19 protein-coding genes are annotated in these 13,035 nt (G+C 68.7%); 2 read left to right on the forward strand and 17 right to left on the reverse strand.

The window, feature by feature from the left end:
• The coding region (locus KY501_RS22875; protein WP_224365377.1) for a DnaJ-like cysteine-rich domain-containing protein at nt 1–635 on the forward strand (635 nt) is incomplete at its 5' end.
• A gap of 283 nt (nt 636–918) precedes the next feature.
• Here KY501_RS22875 and KY501_RS22880 read toward each other — a convergent pair.
• The 14 genes from KY501_RS22880 to KY501_RS22945 form a co-directional block, all read right to left on the reverse strand.
• Entirely contained in the window at nt 919–1,812 is an 894-nt protein-coding gene (locus KY501_RS22880; RefSeq protein WP_224365378.1) for a hypothetical protein, read from the reverse strand.
• A 634-nt stretch (nt 1,813–2,446) separates the two neighbouring features.
• A complete protein-coding gene (locus tag KY501_RS22885) occupies nt 2,447–2,911 on the reverse strand; it encodes a hypothetical protein (RefSeq protein WP_224365379.1) in 465 nt (154 codons plus the stop codon).
• A complete protein-coding gene (locus KY501_RS22890) occupies nt 2,904–3,134 on the reverse strand; it encodes a hypothetical protein (protein ID WP_224365380.1) in 231 nt (76 codons plus the stop codon). Before KY501_RS22890 ends, KY501_RS22885 begins: the two co-directional genes overlap by 8 nt.
• Entirely contained in the window at nt 3,127–3,558 is a 432-nt protein-coding gene (locus tag KY501_RS22895) for a hypothetical protein (RefSeq protein WP_224365381.1), read from the reverse strand. Before KY501_RS22895 ends, KY501_RS22890 begins: the two co-directional genes overlap by 8 nt.
• On the reverse strand, nt 3,551–4,000 hold the full coding sequence (locus tag KY501_RS22900) for a hypothetical protein (RefSeq protein WP_224365382.1): 450 nt from the start codon (nt 3,998–4,000) through the stop codon (nt 3,551–3,553). The genes KY501_RS22895 and KY501_RS22900 overlap by 8 nt, the downstream gene beginning before the upstream one ends.
• The gene (locus KY501_RS22905; RefSeq protein WP_224365383.1) at nt 3,993–4,349 is read right to left on the reverse strand and encodes a hypothetical protein; all 357 of its coding nucleotides are present in this window, start codon (nt 4,347–4,349) and stop codon (nt 3,993–3,995) included. Before KY501_RS22905 ends, KY501_RS22900 begins: the two co-directional genes overlap by 8 nt.
• Nucleotides 4,342–4,629 carry a hypothetical protein gene (locus tag KY501_RS22910; protein ID WP_224365384.1) on the reverse strand — a complete coding sequence of 96 codons (288 nt, stop codon included), beginning with the start codon at nt 4,627–4,629 and terminating at the stop codon, nt 4,342–4,344. Before KY501_RS22910 ends, KY501_RS22905 begins: the two co-directional genes overlap by 8 nt.
• A complete protein-coding gene (locus tag KY501_RS22915; protein ID WP_224365385.1) occupies nt 4,619–4,864 on the reverse strand; it encodes a hypothetical protein in 246 nt (81 codons plus the stop codon). The genes KY501_RS22910 and KY501_RS22915 overlap by 11 nt, the downstream gene beginning before the upstream one ends.
• Complete coding sequence (locus tag KY501_RS22920) at nt 4,857–5,156, reverse strand: hypothetical protein (RefSeq protein WP_224365386.1); 300 nt, start codon at nt 5,154–5,156, stop codon at nt 4,857–4,859. The genes KY501_RS22915 and KY501_RS22920 overlap by 8 nt, the downstream gene beginning before the upstream one ends.
• Nucleotides 5,153–5,425, reverse strand: a complete 273-nt coding sequence (locus tag KY501_RS22925) for a hypothetical protein (protein ID WP_224365387.1) — start codon at nt 5,423–5,425, stop codon at nt 5,153–5,155. Before KY501_RS22925 ends, KY501_RS22920 begins: the two co-directional genes overlap by 4 nt.
• A complete protein-coding gene (locus tag KY501_RS22930; protein ID WP_224365388.1) occupies nt 5,418–5,828 on the reverse strand; it encodes a hypothetical protein in 411 nt (136 codons plus the stop codon). Before KY501_RS22930 ends, KY501_RS22925 begins: the two co-directional genes overlap by 8 nt.
• Nucleotides 5,821–6,207, reverse strand: a complete 387-nt coding sequence (locus tag KY501_RS22935; protein WP_224365389.1) for a hypothetical protein — start codon at nt 6,205–6,207, stop codon at nt 5,821–5,823. Before KY501_RS22935 ends, KY501_RS22930 begins: the two co-directional genes overlap by 8 nt.
• Complete coding sequence (locus KY501_RS22940) at nt 6,200–6,463, reverse strand: hypothetical protein (protein ID WP_224365390.1); 264 nt, start codon at nt 6,461–6,463, stop codon at nt 6,200–6,202. The genes KY501_RS22935 and KY501_RS22940 overlap by 8 nt, the downstream gene beginning before the upstream one ends.
• Nucleotides 6,456–6,755 (reverse strand): hypothetical protein, encoded by a 300-nt coding sequence (locus KY501_RS22945; RefSeq protein WP_224365391.1) that lies wholly within the window; start codon nt 6,753–6,755, stop codon nt 6,456–6,458. The genes KY501_RS22940 and KY501_RS22945 overlap by 8 nt, the downstream gene beginning before the upstream one ends.
• A gap of 276 nt (nt 6,756–7,031) precedes the next feature.
• Between KY501_RS22945 and KY501_RS22950 the strand changes: the two genes are divergently transcribed.
• The gene (locus KY501_RS22950; protein ID WP_224365392.1) at nt 7,032–7,745 is read left to right on the forward strand and encodes a hypothetical protein; all 714 of its coding nucleotides are present in this window, start codon (nt 7,032–7,034) and stop codon (nt 7,743–7,745) included.
• Between the two features lie 130 nt (nt 7,746–7,875).
• Here the strand turns inward: KY501_RS22950 and KY501_RS22955 are convergent, their stop codons facing one another.
• Genes KY501_RS22955 through KY501_RS22965 form a run of 3 tightly spaced genes read right to left on the reverse strand, consistent with a single transcriptional unit; the run spans nt 7,876 to nt 12,834 of the window.
• Nucleotides 7,876–9,213, reverse strand: a complete 1,338-nt coding sequence (locus tag KY501_RS22955; protein ID WP_224365393.1) for a hypothetical protein — start codon at nt 9,211–9,213, stop codon at nt 7,876–7,878.
• A complete protein-coding gene (locus KY501_RS22960) occupies nt 9,210–11,528 on the reverse strand; it encodes a hypothetical protein (protein WP_224365394.1) in 2,319 nt (772 codons plus the stop codon). Before KY501_RS22960 ends, KY501_RS22955 begins: the two co-directional genes overlap by 4 nt.
• On the reverse strand, nt 11,518–12,834 hold the full coding sequence (locus tag KY501_RS22965) for a hypothetical protein (RefSeq protein WP_224365395.1): 1,317 nt from the start codon (nt 12,832–12,834) through the stop codon (nt 11,518–11,520). The genes KY501_RS22960 and KY501_RS22965 overlap by 11 nt, the downstream gene beginning before the upstream one ends.
• Nucleotides 12,835–13,035: the final 201 nt, after the last annotated feature.

The raw sequence follows: 13,035 nt of genomic DNA on the forward strand, positions 1-13,035 counted from the left end.
TCTCGGACTTGGCCAGTCAGGCCTCCCTCTTCGGGGATGGCTCCCAGCTCGACGCCACTGCCGCGAAGCTTGGCACCATGCTCGACGAGCTCGGCCCGCGCCAGGTGGGCGATGCCTTCCGCCGCTGGGCAGCGGCCGCAGACCACGATCCGAACCAAGGCAGTCTCCTGGGTGACGCGCCGACGCCGGCGTCGGCCCTCGCCGTGCTGTTCGGCCGGAAGACGAACCCACGTACCAGAGGCAAGAAGATAACGTGTCCGCGTTGTGGCGGTTCAGGCCGGGTATCCCCGTGGGCTGGCGTCATCGACTGGTGCGAGGTCTGCAGCGGGCAGGGGACGATCGCCGCCCCAACCGAGGAGGACAGCAGACAACTGCGGCTGCTCAATCCGGCGCGGGACTCCTTTTCCTCGGTGGCGAAGACGACGGGCGCCCTCGTGCGCGAGCTCCTCAAGAAGTATGCTGGCGCAGGCTTCCCCGCTCGGGTCGAGGTGACACTGAAGGGCAAGACAGAGCGCAAGCTCGTCCTCACCTTCGCAGACCGCGAGCTGACCCAGGCCACGCTCCGCGGCAAGCAGGACGGTGAACTCCTGCAGGCGCTGCGCAAGGACCTCGAGCGCCGCAAGGCCTCCGTCTGACGGCCCCTGCCCAGGCCGCCCCGCGTCAATCCCCCCGAGAGGGGGGATGCAGGCACCCGGGGCCAGTGCTCTCAGGGATGCCGGGGATGGAACCAACACCCGGGCAGCCCGCACCGCCCCACCTCACCTCCAACGGCCCCCAGGTGGGCCGCATTTGGCCCAGGACGCACGAAAAGCGCCTGGGCCGGGTTCCCGGCCCTCCTCCGCACCCCAATGCAGGCAAGGCTCCAGCGTTCGCGGCCAGCACGGCGGGCAGGGAAGCAGAGGGTCCGGCAAGACTCCCTCAACGGCCAGCCTGCTGTTTGCCGCTCGCGTGCCATGGACGGCCGAGAGCTCGAGCTCTGAGGCGCTCGTACTCGCTGGCCAGCCACTGCCGGGCCTTCACGTCACCGTGCTTCCAGAGCCAAGGCCAGAGGGCCTCGGGGCTCGTGAAGACCTGGAGGACCTGCAGGAGCTCGAAGCGCGTGAGCGCGTCGAGCGTCCGAGGCCAGCCACGTCCCTTGGGGCTGAGGAGGCCGAGGGCACATAGCGCGCGCGGGGGGAGGTCCACCACGCGAGCAGGGAGCCCCCGGCGGGCACCCGGCGGGTCGGAGCCGTGGGCCTCCGTGCCGAGGGCACCTCCCTCCGTAACAAGCAGAGCGGGCGACGAGGAGTAATTATTGTTGGGGTAGTTGTCTCCTCCTTCTGGTGTCGGGCCCTTCCGGGCGCTGGCGCAGCGAACTGCCACTGCGCGAAAAATCGGGGCCAGAGTTGTCAACAGGCGGCCCACAACCCCCCCGGACTTCTCCACACCCTCGGCGCGGATCCGCCCCATGTCCCTGAGCAGCTCCGCGCCGCTGCGGGTGAGGTACAGCACACCGTGCACGTTGATCCGTTCGCGCTGCTCCCGGCCGCCACCCTGCCCCTTGCCCCGCTTCACATCGGCCGTGGAGAGACGCCCATGGGTGACGAGCTCCACCCGGCGCACGAACGCGTGACGCTCGAGCAGGCCGAGCTCCATGCCCTGGTTGAGCGCATCGCAGATCGTCGACGGGTGGCGCCCCAGCAGGATCGAGAGGAACCGGAGGGGCAGCTGCAGCCCGCGCCCCCAGAGGCGGCGCCGCTGCTGTGCCGCAACCCCGGGCAGCCCGTGGAACCCGAGGCACAACGCACACAGAGCGATCAGCGTCGCGGACACTCCCAGCAGGCGCTCCCGTTGCTTCAGCTCCGCCTCGTGCTGGCGAGCCAGGCCCCGCAGGCCACGGCCACGGCCGTGGCACCTCTTGCAACGCTGTGGCTTCTTGCTGAGAAGCTCCGGTACCAGGCCAAGGCCCCTACAGCGTCTGCAGTCGTCGAGGAGTTGGGCGAGATCCCACTCAACCGCGTACGACTCCGGCTGTGCCATCTCCTCCGGCTTCGGGAGGGCTGGCACATCAGACTCTGGTCCCCCCTTCTCGCCACCCTCCCCCGGGGCTGCTGGGGAGGGTGAGCGAGAAGCCGCCGCCGCCACCCGTGCAGGAGTCACCGAGGAGGTGCCCCCTTCCTGTCTGCGGGCAACGCGCGCACGCAGTACACGCAGAGCCCGTGCTCGAGCTCGAGGGCAAGGTCCTCAAGATGTAGACGAACCAGTGCCCTCGACACGCCGAGCTCAACGGCAGCCATCAGTGCGGCGTACTGCTCTCCGGACGCGCACGACGGTAGTGGGGGCGGATCCTCGACAACCCTGCGGGCCGCCATGAGGTCAGCAACGTCAGCCGCGGCGCGGATCTCCGCCGCAATCGAGAGCATCGGCCGCCGAGCACGCCCACACGTGCACTTGCCGCTGTGGGCTCTCACGCTGCCACCTCGCGGACGGGCTGCAGCCCGAGCTCCACCACATCGGCCGGATCCGCCCATGGCACCTCATCCCGTCCCTGTGGGGGCGGAACGAGGGTGAGCAGGGGCTTCACCTCGACAACGTCCGCAGGGTCGGCCCAGGGGAGCTCCTGCTCTTCATGTGCAGCGGCCGCAACACGCGCGACCCTCGGGGCAGCGCGCCGACGAGAGGAGGTGCGCCGTTTGCGCGGCGCACCTGGTGGCGTCGGCTCGAGGATGAGCTCCGGGCGCCCGGAGGGTGGCTCGGGCGGACGCGGGTTGCGGGCGCGGATCTCCTCGTCGAGCTCCCGCAGGTCCCTCGCTCGAGCTTCCACCACGTTGAGCAGGTACGCGAGCCGCGGGGGCGCCTCGAGCACGGGCGGAGTGTCCTCCCACTGGGGAAGAGGCAAGGCCCCCGGCGCGCGCACGAAGGGACTAGCCATTGCCTGGCCCCTCCGCGTCGAACAGGGAGAGCTGGTGAGGCTCTGCCGCAGTCGAGAGCTTCGCGTCTCGGTGAGGCGCGGCCCGCTGGCAGAGGCTGCCCTCCACCATCTTGCCGCCATGGTGCTGGCAGACGCTGTCCCCCTCCTTGTCGGGGAAGCGGCTCGCCTCGCAGGGCTTCGCGAGCCGGGCGAGCTCCGTCCAGAACTGCAGAGCCTCACCCATGGGCGCCTCCCGAGAGAGAGCACCTGCTGCACAGCGTGGCGGAGGCGTTGGCCCAGATGCAGCCACCAGGACAGGGCAACGCATCCGTGCAGCCGCACACACTGCACCTCGTACCCGAGAGTACGCCTCCCTCATCCTTCTGGTGGAAGAGGCGAGACTCGCCCGCCTCGTACACCCCAGCGGGACGGAGCTCGCTCAAGTCCTCTGCGTCCGGAGGGAAGACGCCTGCATCCCCGGCCGTGGGCCCACTGTCGAGGTCCTCGTCGGCGTAGGCTGGACCGAGAGGATCGGCGTTGAGCACTGCCAGCAGGAAGTCACCCGCAGCGCAGTCGCAGAGCGTGTCCCCTCCGTCTCTGTCGTCCGGGCCCGAAGGGAGCCTGCCGGTGTCGTGGCACCGGGAGCAGCTCGAGCGAAGGCTATGCATGAGCAGGCCTCTTCCCGAACTCCGCCTCTTCAACGACCGCACGAGCACAGGCCAGGCAGTACGCGTGAAGCTCCCAGCTGAACTGCATCAGGCAGGCGCGCAGCACGGCCCTTTCTCCGGGGACGAGCTCGCACCGACGCTGACGGAGCTGCTCTGCAACCGCAGAGAGAGACGCGACGACCTCCGCCATGGAACGCCGCTGGTGGCCGCACGTGCTCGGCGCGCGATCAGGCACCACCCTCTCGACCAGGCCGAGCGCGCACTGCTGACACACCCCAGCCAGCTCAAAGCCCAGCTGCGACAACCTGCGCTTGAGCCAATGGCCGCCCCCGATGACGGGGGCAGCCATCTCCGAGACAGTGAGCACGTCCTCAGCGATCGCCTTGACGGGGCGCTCGTGACGTCGGCAGCCCTCCCAGCCGCACACAGGGGAGTCAGCCATGGCTCTGGCCCCCCTCAACCTTCGCCCACTGCCTCATGAGCTCAGCCTCGTCGGCAGGCGATACCACCTGGTCTATCGAGACTCGCTCCCACCACGAGGCGAGCTCAAGACGACCGTCAGCCCTCACGTGGATGGGGGCGCCACACTGCGAACCACGATCAAAGAGCGCCCACCTCAGAACGACGTAGGAGTGACGGCCACGAGGGGACTTCCACGGCCCGCTGAACACGAGGAACGCAGTCGCGTCCACGAACCGCGAGCGCTTCGCCTTCGCGAGAGCATCCTCTCGCGTCACCACTCTCCCTCGCTGGAAGTAGAGGCGCGCAGGACCCTCAAACGTGTCAGCCATGGCTCCGCCCTCCCTTCGGCTCGACGCGCTTGCGGATGCGGTGCACCTCAGTCCTCAGCGCCGCGACGACCCGCGCGAGGGTCCAGGTGACAGAGGCCTCTGTCATGCACCTCGCACTGCTGGGCACCGCCTCGAGGATGGAGCTTGCCCCATCAAGGTCTTCCACGGCCTCAGCGAGACGGATCCGCGCACGGTGGAGGGCCGCCGCCGCCCTCTTCCGCGCCGCGAGCTCCGCAGGGCTGTAGAGGGTGAGCTCGAGCCCGTTGCGTTTACTGGCCATGGTTCACCTCCGGACGCGCGCGCGCATCGCTCGCGTACTCGTTGGCGCACCACACGCAGCAGCTGTAGATCTCCCTGCCCAACGTCGTGACGTACGACTGGAGCCAGTCGCAGCGCCGCCCCGGCGAGGCCGAAGGAAGGACGTGGTCGAGCAACCTGCCCGCGTCGACCAGCTCCAGGTCGATGCTCGCGCGCGGTCGCCGCGGCGTGTCGCACCATTCGCAGACCTCAGCCATGGTGGGCATCCTCCGCTCCGCCCCCGCCGTGGCTCAGCAGCTCGAGCTTGAAGGCGCACGCGTAGCAGTAGCCGTTGATCTCCGACTGCAGGCGGGTGAGACGGCCCGAGACAACCTCAGCCAGCCGCTCGTCAAACTCCTCGACCGTCGCCGTTGGCGCGACGACCACGACGTCAGCAGCACGCGGAGCATTCTGGACGTCGCGGAGGATGGAACTCAGAGGACGCAGAGCCAGATTGCAGGCCGTGCACTTGTCACCGCGCCGCCGGGGCGCTGTCGGCTGGCCCGTCATCGCGACACCTCCGGAGGAACCTGCAGGTGCCGCTTCGTCTCGGCACTCAGATCGAGCGGTCCACCGTTGCGCAGCTGCAGCACGCGCAGCTGCACGGTGTGGAGCTGCAGCTGGAGTTCCTCCAGCTGCTTGAGGAGCTCAGGGGGGAGGGCGAGCATGGACAGGCCGCCGACGCTCTCCTCGAGCGCCTCTTGGGCCACTGCCAGGCCCACCACACCCTTCTCGCACCACCTGCGCGCCAACCCCGGGAAGGAGAAAGGATCAGCCATGGCGGGCCTCCCACCTGGCGCGCATCTGCACCACTGAGACAAGCCGACGAATGTCACAGAGCCGCATCCACACGGCCGTGCGGTTGATGACCAGCTCCTCAACGCGCTCCGGCTCGAGGCTGAGGACCTCGGGCTCCTCGAGGACCTCACCGAGCACCTTGTGGAGGTTCTCCGCCAAGGCCTGCGCCGTCTTCAGCTTGTCCAGCAACGTCTCCGGCGGGGGCTCCGTCGGAAGAGGCCCAATCCCACTCACGCCCGCAGGCAGCGTCTCCTCCCTCAACGCGTGGCCCGTCTCCACGTGGTGCTGACGACGCACTTCCGGATCAAACGTCCAGAAGGTGCACCTGGTGCACTTGTGGAGGATGGGCCTCACTTCCGTGGGCTTCTCCGCGGCGCTAGCCATCGGACACCTCCGTCCCCTCAGCCAGCGCACGCACGGCCGCGCAGACCTCGTGGTACGAGCGCTCGGACACGCCCCGGGCCAGGAGCTGCGCCTTGATGGCACCCCCGTTGTCGATGAGCTGCTTCAGCAGCCGCTCCGCGCAACCAGGCGCGAGCACGGGAACACGCGACCGACGGACACGCGTCCCCTTCTGCCGCGAGACGGGCGCACCGATGCGGCGGGCAGCGGCCTGGTACTCCTCCGAGCGCTGGCACCCCGGGCAGGTGACATCCGGCACAAGGCTGGCGACGCCGCCCGCGTGAACCTTGCGCATCGGCGTACCGCACGCAGTCTCTTCCATGGTGCCGAACCAGTGGCGCAGCTTCTTGCGCTCAGCCATGGCGCACCTCCCGCAGAGAGCGCCGCACATCCCGCGTCTCCTTCCGGAGCTGCGTCACCTGGTCGATGAGGGAGCGCACCCGGCCGGACTCGAACGCGGCCGCCACACTCCCCGACTCCTGCCTGCGGGACAGAGGCAACTGCACGTGCTGCAGCACCTCGCGCGCCTTACCGAGGAGATGAGCAGCAAGCTGCAGCAGCTCGCCCTCGTCACTCTCGTGGAGCGGCTTCCGCGTCTGAATGGAGGGCTTAGCCACGGCCCACCTCCAGGACGTAGAACGCCTGGTGCCCGCGCAGCTGCAGCCGCAAGCTCACCAGCTGCAGCGCCGCGTGCTCAAGGGCCGGTTTCTGCCAAGCCGAGGCTCGGTCAGCCATCAACTGCGGGGCAATCTCCTTCAGCAACTGCTCGAGATTGGCCGCCGCCTTCTCAGCCCTCCCCAAAGCCTCCGCCACCATGTACTGGCGGGGCTCCGGGAACCTGAAGGGGGTACGCACGTCCACTGTCGGCTCCGCCCTGCGGGCGTGCCGTTCCTGCTTCTTGCGAGCCATGGGAAGGGGCTCCTGGCGCCATCGGTAGAAACAGCACGGCCCCGGCCGCACCGGCCCCCAGCTCACACACTGGGGACAAGCACGACCGGGGCCGCCAGCCCCTTCCCGGTCTGGCGCCACTCACCGGGAAGGTCACCTGCAGCGCTACCTGGACGGTTGCTTCCTGCCCAAGCCGCGCATCACCCTCCCCCTGTGCTTCCGAGGGGGACTGGTGATATTGCTCCCAATGTCTCTCCCCATTCCCGGGGAGCCCTCGGATTGAACAGGAGCTCATGCATGGATCCCATCGGCCGCCGCCCCGCAACCCTTCGGCCCGCCACCACTTCCGCCCAGTCGGAGGCCCGTCCCGTGGCCACGGCTGCGAAGACGACAGCGACCAACGCGGTGGATCAGGTGGGACGGAGCACCTTCGACGCGCCGGTGGTGAAGGCAGCGGCGGCGCAGCCGATCCCGGGAGCATGGCGCGGCGGGCCGGACACCGAGGTGGGCAAGGCGATCGCGGGGATGATCAACCGGATGCGCTCCTCGGATGCGGCGGGCATCCAGCTCAAGGGTGACACGATCGAGAGCCTGTTCACGCGCGCCATCATCGACAACAAGCACGTGACGAACGATCAGCTGCTGGCGATGACGAAGATGACGGTGGACCAGCTGTCGGACGGTCCCGAGGACAGCGCGAAGATCCTGAAGAAGATCCCCAACGCGCGGGAGCTGCCGGCGCACAAGTTCACGGTGGCGATGCTGGCGGCGGCCACGGGCGTGGATCCGAAGGCGCTCTCGCAGGCCTCACCCGGCCTGGGCATGACGGGAGCACCGGACGTGTTCATCTTCGCTGCTCCGACCGAGGGGCTGCAGCGCTCCACCGCGCTGCATGACTTCACGGACTACCTGCGGGGCGCGGGCCTCAAGGGCATGAACAAGGCAGTGTGGGGCGTGGAGAACCGCGTGCTGTCTGCCATCGTCAGCGCGGTGGGCGGCGGGCGGTACTGACACGAGCGAGGGAAACGCGCCCTTCCACCAAGGACTTCTGAGGTTCAACCAGATCCGGCGGCGCTCATTTTTTGCCGACACCTCCCGGGCCGAAGGAGGCGAACACCCCTGGCCCCAGCCTCCTCCATCATCAAGTGCGGTGATGCACGGCGACGCGGAAGAGCTGGGTGAGGGAGTAGTCCAGCAGCGACTGGCACGAGCGCATGTACCGGTGCGCCCGGAGGAACGGAAGCCACGCCCGGTTGCCCACGCGCACCTGCGCCTCCTCAAGCTTTTTGCGCGGGATCCACTTCCCGCCCAGGTTGCGGACCAGCACCTCGCCCAGATACGCGCCCACCGCAGGCACAGCGTGCTCATCGATGTCGCGGCGCTCGAAGACTCGGGGGAACTCCTCATGCCAGAACTGGTAGTCCACGTCCGTGAGCGACTCGGGGGTTTGCTTGAAGACCGAGGGCACCTTGGTGTGCAGGAGCGCCACGAGGTGCTCCGCGAGCAGTGAGTAGTGCTCGCAGGCGGCCTTGGGGTCGGTCACGTCCGGAGGCAGCGCGGCGTCCGCAGGTAACCACTCCTCCGGCTCGGGCGGCTTCCAAGCGTTGAACTCCGCAAGCTTCCGCTGGCGCTGGCTGATGACGACGTCGTCCACCACGCGAGCCAGGAGGGGAGCCACGTCCGGGTGAAAGTGGGGCTCGACGGGGACGAGCGCGGCACTGTGCTCACGCAGCGTGCGCAGGACCGTTTCGAAGTCGAGGTCTGGCCGGAGGTGGACGAAGGCTCGAGCCTGAGCCTGGCGCGCCTCCTCTCGGGCGAAGTCCGCGGCAGTAGGCCAGGTCACCAAGAGGATGGAACCGTTGGGGAGTGCCTCCACCCGATGGGCCGGCGTGGACAGCATTCGCTCGCGGCCGACAAGTTCCACGAGTTTCGGGCCGAAGACGTTGAGCCAGGAGACCTCGTAGATCTTGTCGAACCCATCTCGTATCGAGGTTTGCATGTCGCGGCCGTAGTAGGGAGCGTTCGCCAACTCGATCTCCGCCTCGCTGTTGGCGTCGGCGTGAGTGACGGGATAGTAGGAAGCCCAGGCGCGGACCATGTCCACGAAGTTGCGACTGCGCTCCTCCGTGAAGAAGGAGAGGGGTCGTAGGCTCAGACTGACGTCCAGCTTGGGCTTGTCAGGCGTGAACAAGAGCCAGGGCGTCAGGCTCAGCGCGGGCCACTTCGTGCGATAGAGCCCGATGTCCGTGGCCTCCTCGCGGCGCGCCTCCTCCAAGCCTTTCCAGATAGCGGCCCGAGAGTATTTACGTCGCCGCTTGCCCTCGACGACGTCCGGCATCCAATCGCCCGCGAATGTCTCAAGGGCTTGAAGGAAGGGCTCCAACTCGCGCTCCAGCGGAGCCTGCGGGTTGAAGGTCCCCTCGAAGTGAAAAGTCAGGTCGTCGTCCGGCCTCATCTCGCCAAGCATCAACCGCTTCATTGGACCCGCACCTCCACGCCCTTGACCTCCTCCTGGACTCTTTTCATGGCTGTCTGCAACACAGCCGGAGCTTTAGGCTTGAGTCTCCCGCCCTCATAGATGAGGCGGACCTGTTGGACCTGCACCTTGGGACCGAGGTATTTGAGCGAGTCGCGGCGGATGTTCACCGTCTCGCCATAATACGCCAGGGCCGCGCTCGCATCCGCCCTCATCTGCGCCGTCAAGGGGCTTGGATCCAGCACGGAGCTGAAATCGCGGCTCTTCAAGCTGAAGGACTCCACGCGCGGAGGCTCGCCCGCAGGGGGCTGCCTCTCGATCACGAGCACGTCCGCGAAGCGGACGCCGGGTTGGCCCTCCTTCGCTACCCCCACAGTGGTCTCGATGAGAGGATCGACGAAGTCCTTGAGCCAGAACCGTTGCGCCCGAGGCAGTGCCGCGTCCGCGCGCAGCAGGGCCACCATGACCCGCTCGAACGCCAGCCCTCGGGCGAACCGCACTCGCAGCCACTCGTAGTTCTCCCAGGAGAGAGGCCCTTGGGCCTTCTTGCCCGCCTTCAACTCGGAGAGGCGCCCCTCCCGATAGGCCACGTACTCGCCCCAAAGCACGGAAGCCTCGGGCACTCCAGGCGGCGGGGTCTCCAGCGCTGGGCGGTTGTGCTCCAACCACGCCACGTTCGCGGGAAGGCGCGCGCCGGGCGTCTCCATTTCCGCCAGCGTCAGCTTGGCTTGGACCACCTCCGCAGTGTGGCCCACGGATTCGTCCACGAGCGAGGCCACACCGCCAAGGAGTCCTCCGGCTCCCGCCTTCTTCGGAGTGGGGCTCGTCCCCTCCTCCACCAAAGAGGCAGCCCCGCCGGGGCTCTTGCCTGCACCTGCCATGGGCCGGGTGGAGTTCCGAGGCTCGGGCTTCGCCTGGGACAACACGGCCTGCGCTTTGGCCAGATCGCCTCGGGCCTCGTAGAGAGCCATGGCCACCGGCTCTCCTCCGGCGGCGACCATGACAGCCACCTCGCGCCGGCCCTGGATGAGCCGCGCCAACTGCCCGAGGCCCTCCTCACCCAGCCGCTCCCGCAGCCGCTCCACCACCTCCTTGAGCACCTGCAAGCGCAGTCCGGGCACCTGGAGCCGCACTCCTCTGTCCCCGAAGCCCGCGGCCACCTTGGCCTCGGAGAGGTAGCGCCCACCCTTGCCGCCCGCGTACAGGCCCACCATCAGCGCCGCGGGCGCCAGTTCCCGCGCGGCCTGCTCGTGGCGGCCCTGGTACAGCGAAGACACTCCATGCCCCGTCCCCGCCGCCAGGTAGTAGAAGCCCAGCGGCACTCCGAACGTCATGGAGTCAAAGGTGCCCAGCGCCACGTGGCCCGGAGAGAACTGCTCTCTCATGAGGGCTCGCTCCGTCTCGTCGAAGGCTTCCTGGTAGAGCGGTGGCAGGTCGGCTCGCGCGCCGTACACTCGGGTACCGCTGGCCCCGTCCGCACCGGGAATCGTGGCGCCCACGTCGTCGACGGCGCGGCCCAGGCCTCGCACCACGTCCCGGAGTTGCTCCTCCCGATCCGGGTAGTCCGAGAGTTGGAAGCCGCGCCGCTCCAACGCCTCGCGCACCGCCTCCATCTGCCCCAGCGTCTGTTCCAGTTGCTTGTCCTTGGACAGCAGCACCAACAGCTCGCGCACCTCGTCATCGAAGGCGGTGTCGACGAGGAAGAGGGTGAGCACCTGGGCGTAGGCCCCGTACCTCTGAGTGGCGGAGACGAGGAAGGAGAAGCGCTTGCGCTGGAGCACCTGCGCGGCCGGACCCTCCATGGGCCCCAGCGCGCCGAGTCTCACGGCGGACCAGTCCTCCAACACCTCCACCAGCCGGGGCATGTCCACCCGGCGCTGCAACACGAGGAACTCCGCAGGTGAGGCGCACTGGAAGAAGGGCGCCAGCAGCTCTTCATCCCGCCAGGAAGAGTAGTCCGGCCAGCCTTCCGGTACTGGCAGGCCCCCGCACCAGGGCGAGCCCTGGATGGAGGGCTCCGCACGGGCCGCCGCGCGCACGGCCATCTCCTCCGGGCTCACCAGGGCCACCTCCGTGCCCACCACGGTTGGGCCGTGGCGGCGCCGCAGCCGCGCTCGCGGTCTCTCCTCCTCGGGAGAGGCTGAGGAGGGAGCTTGAGCCCAAAGGGCACTGGCCGCAGCCTCCTCTCGCAACACCGCGGGAGGACCGTGGGTGTTGCCTGGCCCAGGCGACGCAGACAGCGTGGCGCAGCCGGTGGTGAACAGGGCGGCGCCCACCAGCAGCCCCCACCACCTTCGCCTCAGAGCCTCAGCGCGCATTATCCACCCCCAGGCCGAAGACGGCGAAGGCCACCGGGCGCAACGTCCTATCCGCCCTCGGGTAGAGCCGCGTGCCACCCTGGACCAGCGCGTACAACCTGCTGGCAAAGCGCCAGCGCAGCTCCCCTGAGTACAGGTGGCGCGCCCCCAGCTGGCCCAAGCCCAGCGCCAGCCCATTCACGGCCACCTCCATGCGCCGACCGGCCACTTGGAGCGCCAGGCGCCCATCCACGTCCACGCGGCCCCAGTCAAACACCTCCGCGGCCAGCGACAGGTACAAGTGGCGTTGCAGCAGTTCGCCTAACCGCACCCCATCCCAGCCCACCTCCACCTCACCGTAGGCGGAGAAGCCCTCCGGGAAGAGTGCCGGCTCCACCGACGACCCGGAGGTGCCCACCCCATTCCAACGGGAAAGCTCGTAGTCCGGACCGAAGTACCCCTGGCGGAAGCCCCCGTGCTGCCGCCGCACCTCCACCCGTAGCTTCATGTCCAATGTGAGAGTGAGCGCGTCCGCCCCCACGCCAGCCACCGCTCCCCAGGCGCCTGCCTCGCCTGACCGCTTTCCCCAGCCGCCCAGCACGTGCAGTTCGAAACCCGGGCGCACCACCAGCACCGCCGTGCCATCCACATGCGCCAGCGTCACTGGCGGCGACTCTCCCCCGGCCCTGCCCCAGCCCCGCACCGCGGAAAGTCCCAGCGTGTAGCGCCCCGGCTCGGGGGGCGCGCCGGTGAAGACATGTGCCAGATCCACCTCGGCTTGCACTCCCATGAGACGAGCGCTCAGCACGTCCGAGGCGAACACCTCCACGTAGAGTGGACCCCGCCTGCCGGTGAGGAAGGCGCCCGCCGGGTGGTAGTCCGGGTTGGCGCGGTTGGAGTAGCGCCGCACCAGGTGTCCCGACAACAGGCTATAGCCCTCCAGCGCCCCCACTCTCAGCGCCACCGGGGACGCGTCGCTGCCCAGCTTCAGGGCTCGCACCAACTGCCCCCAGTCCGAGAGGCTGTCCCAATCCTCCCGCCGCACCCGCCCCGCGCCCGCCTCTCCGCCCCACAGCCACAGCCGCACCGGGGCGCCCACGTTGAGCCCGAACTCCTCGCCACCGTCCACCACCAGCGTAGGCTCCACTTGCAAGAAGCCCTCCCGCGAACCCACCCCCCCTCGCGGCAGGAGGGCCAGCGTGGTCGCCTCCCCGCGCGTCAGGTAGTGCCATCCCTCGGCCGATTCGGTAGCGGGCGCGACTTCGGACGGCGCGTCCAGGCCATGAGCCTGCGCTAACAGCAGCAGGAGCAACAACGAGGGCGTCATGAGGATCTCCCGTGGCGGCAGCCTCCAGATTATCCCTCGCCCCCGACAAACCTGCTCAATCAGCAATATCGTGCGGAGAGCAGTCTTCTCCGCACACAGGCCATGATCGTGAAGCCGAGGCACATGGCGGGTGGCAACTGCGCGAGAGCAATTCCGCCTCGCGAGCGAAGCGCGGGGCCTGGGAGAAGTGAGCCAATGTGA

This window comes from Hyalangium versicolor, assembly GCF_020103695.1.
Classification (GTDB): Bacteria; Myxococcota; Myxococcia; order Myxococcales; family Myxococcaceae; genus Hyalangium; species Hyalangium versicolor.

Bases quoted from the DNA above. Each gene is read 5' to 3' on its own strand.
- KY501_RS22905 (WP_224365383.1), bottom strand. From the start codon at position 4,349: ATGGCTGACACGTTTGAGGGTCCTGCGCGCCTCTACTTCCAGCGAGGG.
- KY501_RS22930 (WP_224365388.1), bottom strand. From the start codon at position 5,828: ATGGCTAGCGCCGCGGAGAAGCCCACGGAAGTGAGGCCCATCCTCCAC.
- KY501_RS22960 (WP_224365394.1), bottom strand. From the start codon at position 11,528: ATGCGCGCTGAGGCTCTGAGGCGAAGGTGGTGGGGGCTGCTGGTGGGC.
- KY501_RS22885 (WP_224365379.1), bottom strand. From the start codon at position 2,911: ATGGCTAGTCCCTTCGTGCGCGCGCCGGGGGCCTTGCCTCTTCCCCAG.
- KY501_RS22935 (WP_224365389.1), bottom strand. From the start codon at position 6,207: ATGGCTGAGCGCAAGAAGCTGCGCCACTGGTTCGGCACCATGGAAGAG.
- KY501_RS22925 (WP_224365387.1), bottom strand. From the start codon at position 5,425: ATGGCTGATCCTTTCTCCTTCCCGGGGTTGGCGCGCAGGTGGTGCGAG.
- KY501_RS22890 (WP_224365380.1), bottom strand. From the start codon at position 3,134: ATGGGTGAGGCTCTGCAGTTCTGGACGGAGCTCGCCCGGCTCGCGAAG.
- KY501_RS22895 (WP_224365381.1), bottom strand. From the start codon at position 3,558: ATGCATAGCCTTCGCTCGAGCTGCTCCCGGTGCCACGACACCGGCAGG.
- KY501_RS22950 (WP_224365392.1), top strand. From the start codon at position 7,032: ATGGATCCCATCGGCCGCCGCCCCGCAACCCTTCGGCCCGCCACCACT.
- KY501_RS22965 (WP_224365395.1), bottom strand. From the start codon at position 12,834: ATGACGCCCTCGTTGTTGCTCCTGCTGCTGTTAGCGCAGGCTCATGGC.
- KY501_RS22910 (WP_224365384.1), bottom strand. From the start codon at position 4,629: ATGGCCAGTAAACGCAACGGGCTCGAGCTCACCCTCTACAGCCCTGCG.
- KY501_RS22955 (WP_224365393.1), bottom strand. From the start codon at position 9,213: ATGAAGCGGTTGATGCTTGGCGAGATGAGGCCGGACGACGACCTGACT.
- KY501_RS22900 (WP_224365382.1), bottom strand. From the start codon at position 4,000: ATGGCTGACTCCCCTGTGTGCGGCTGGGAGGGCTGCCGACGTCACGAG.
- KY501_RS22945 (WP_224365391.1), bottom strand. From the start codon at position 6,755: ATGGCTCGCAAGAAGCAGGAACGGCACGCCCGCAGGGCGGAGCCGACA.
- KY501_RS22920 (WP_224365386.1), bottom strand. From the start codon at position 5,156: ATGACGGGCCAGCCGACAGCGCCCCGGCGGCGCGGTGACAAGTGCACG.
- KY501_RS22915 (WP_224365385.1), bottom strand. From the start codon at position 4,864: ATGGCTGAGGTCTGCGAATGGTGCGACACGCCGCGGCGACCGCGCGCG.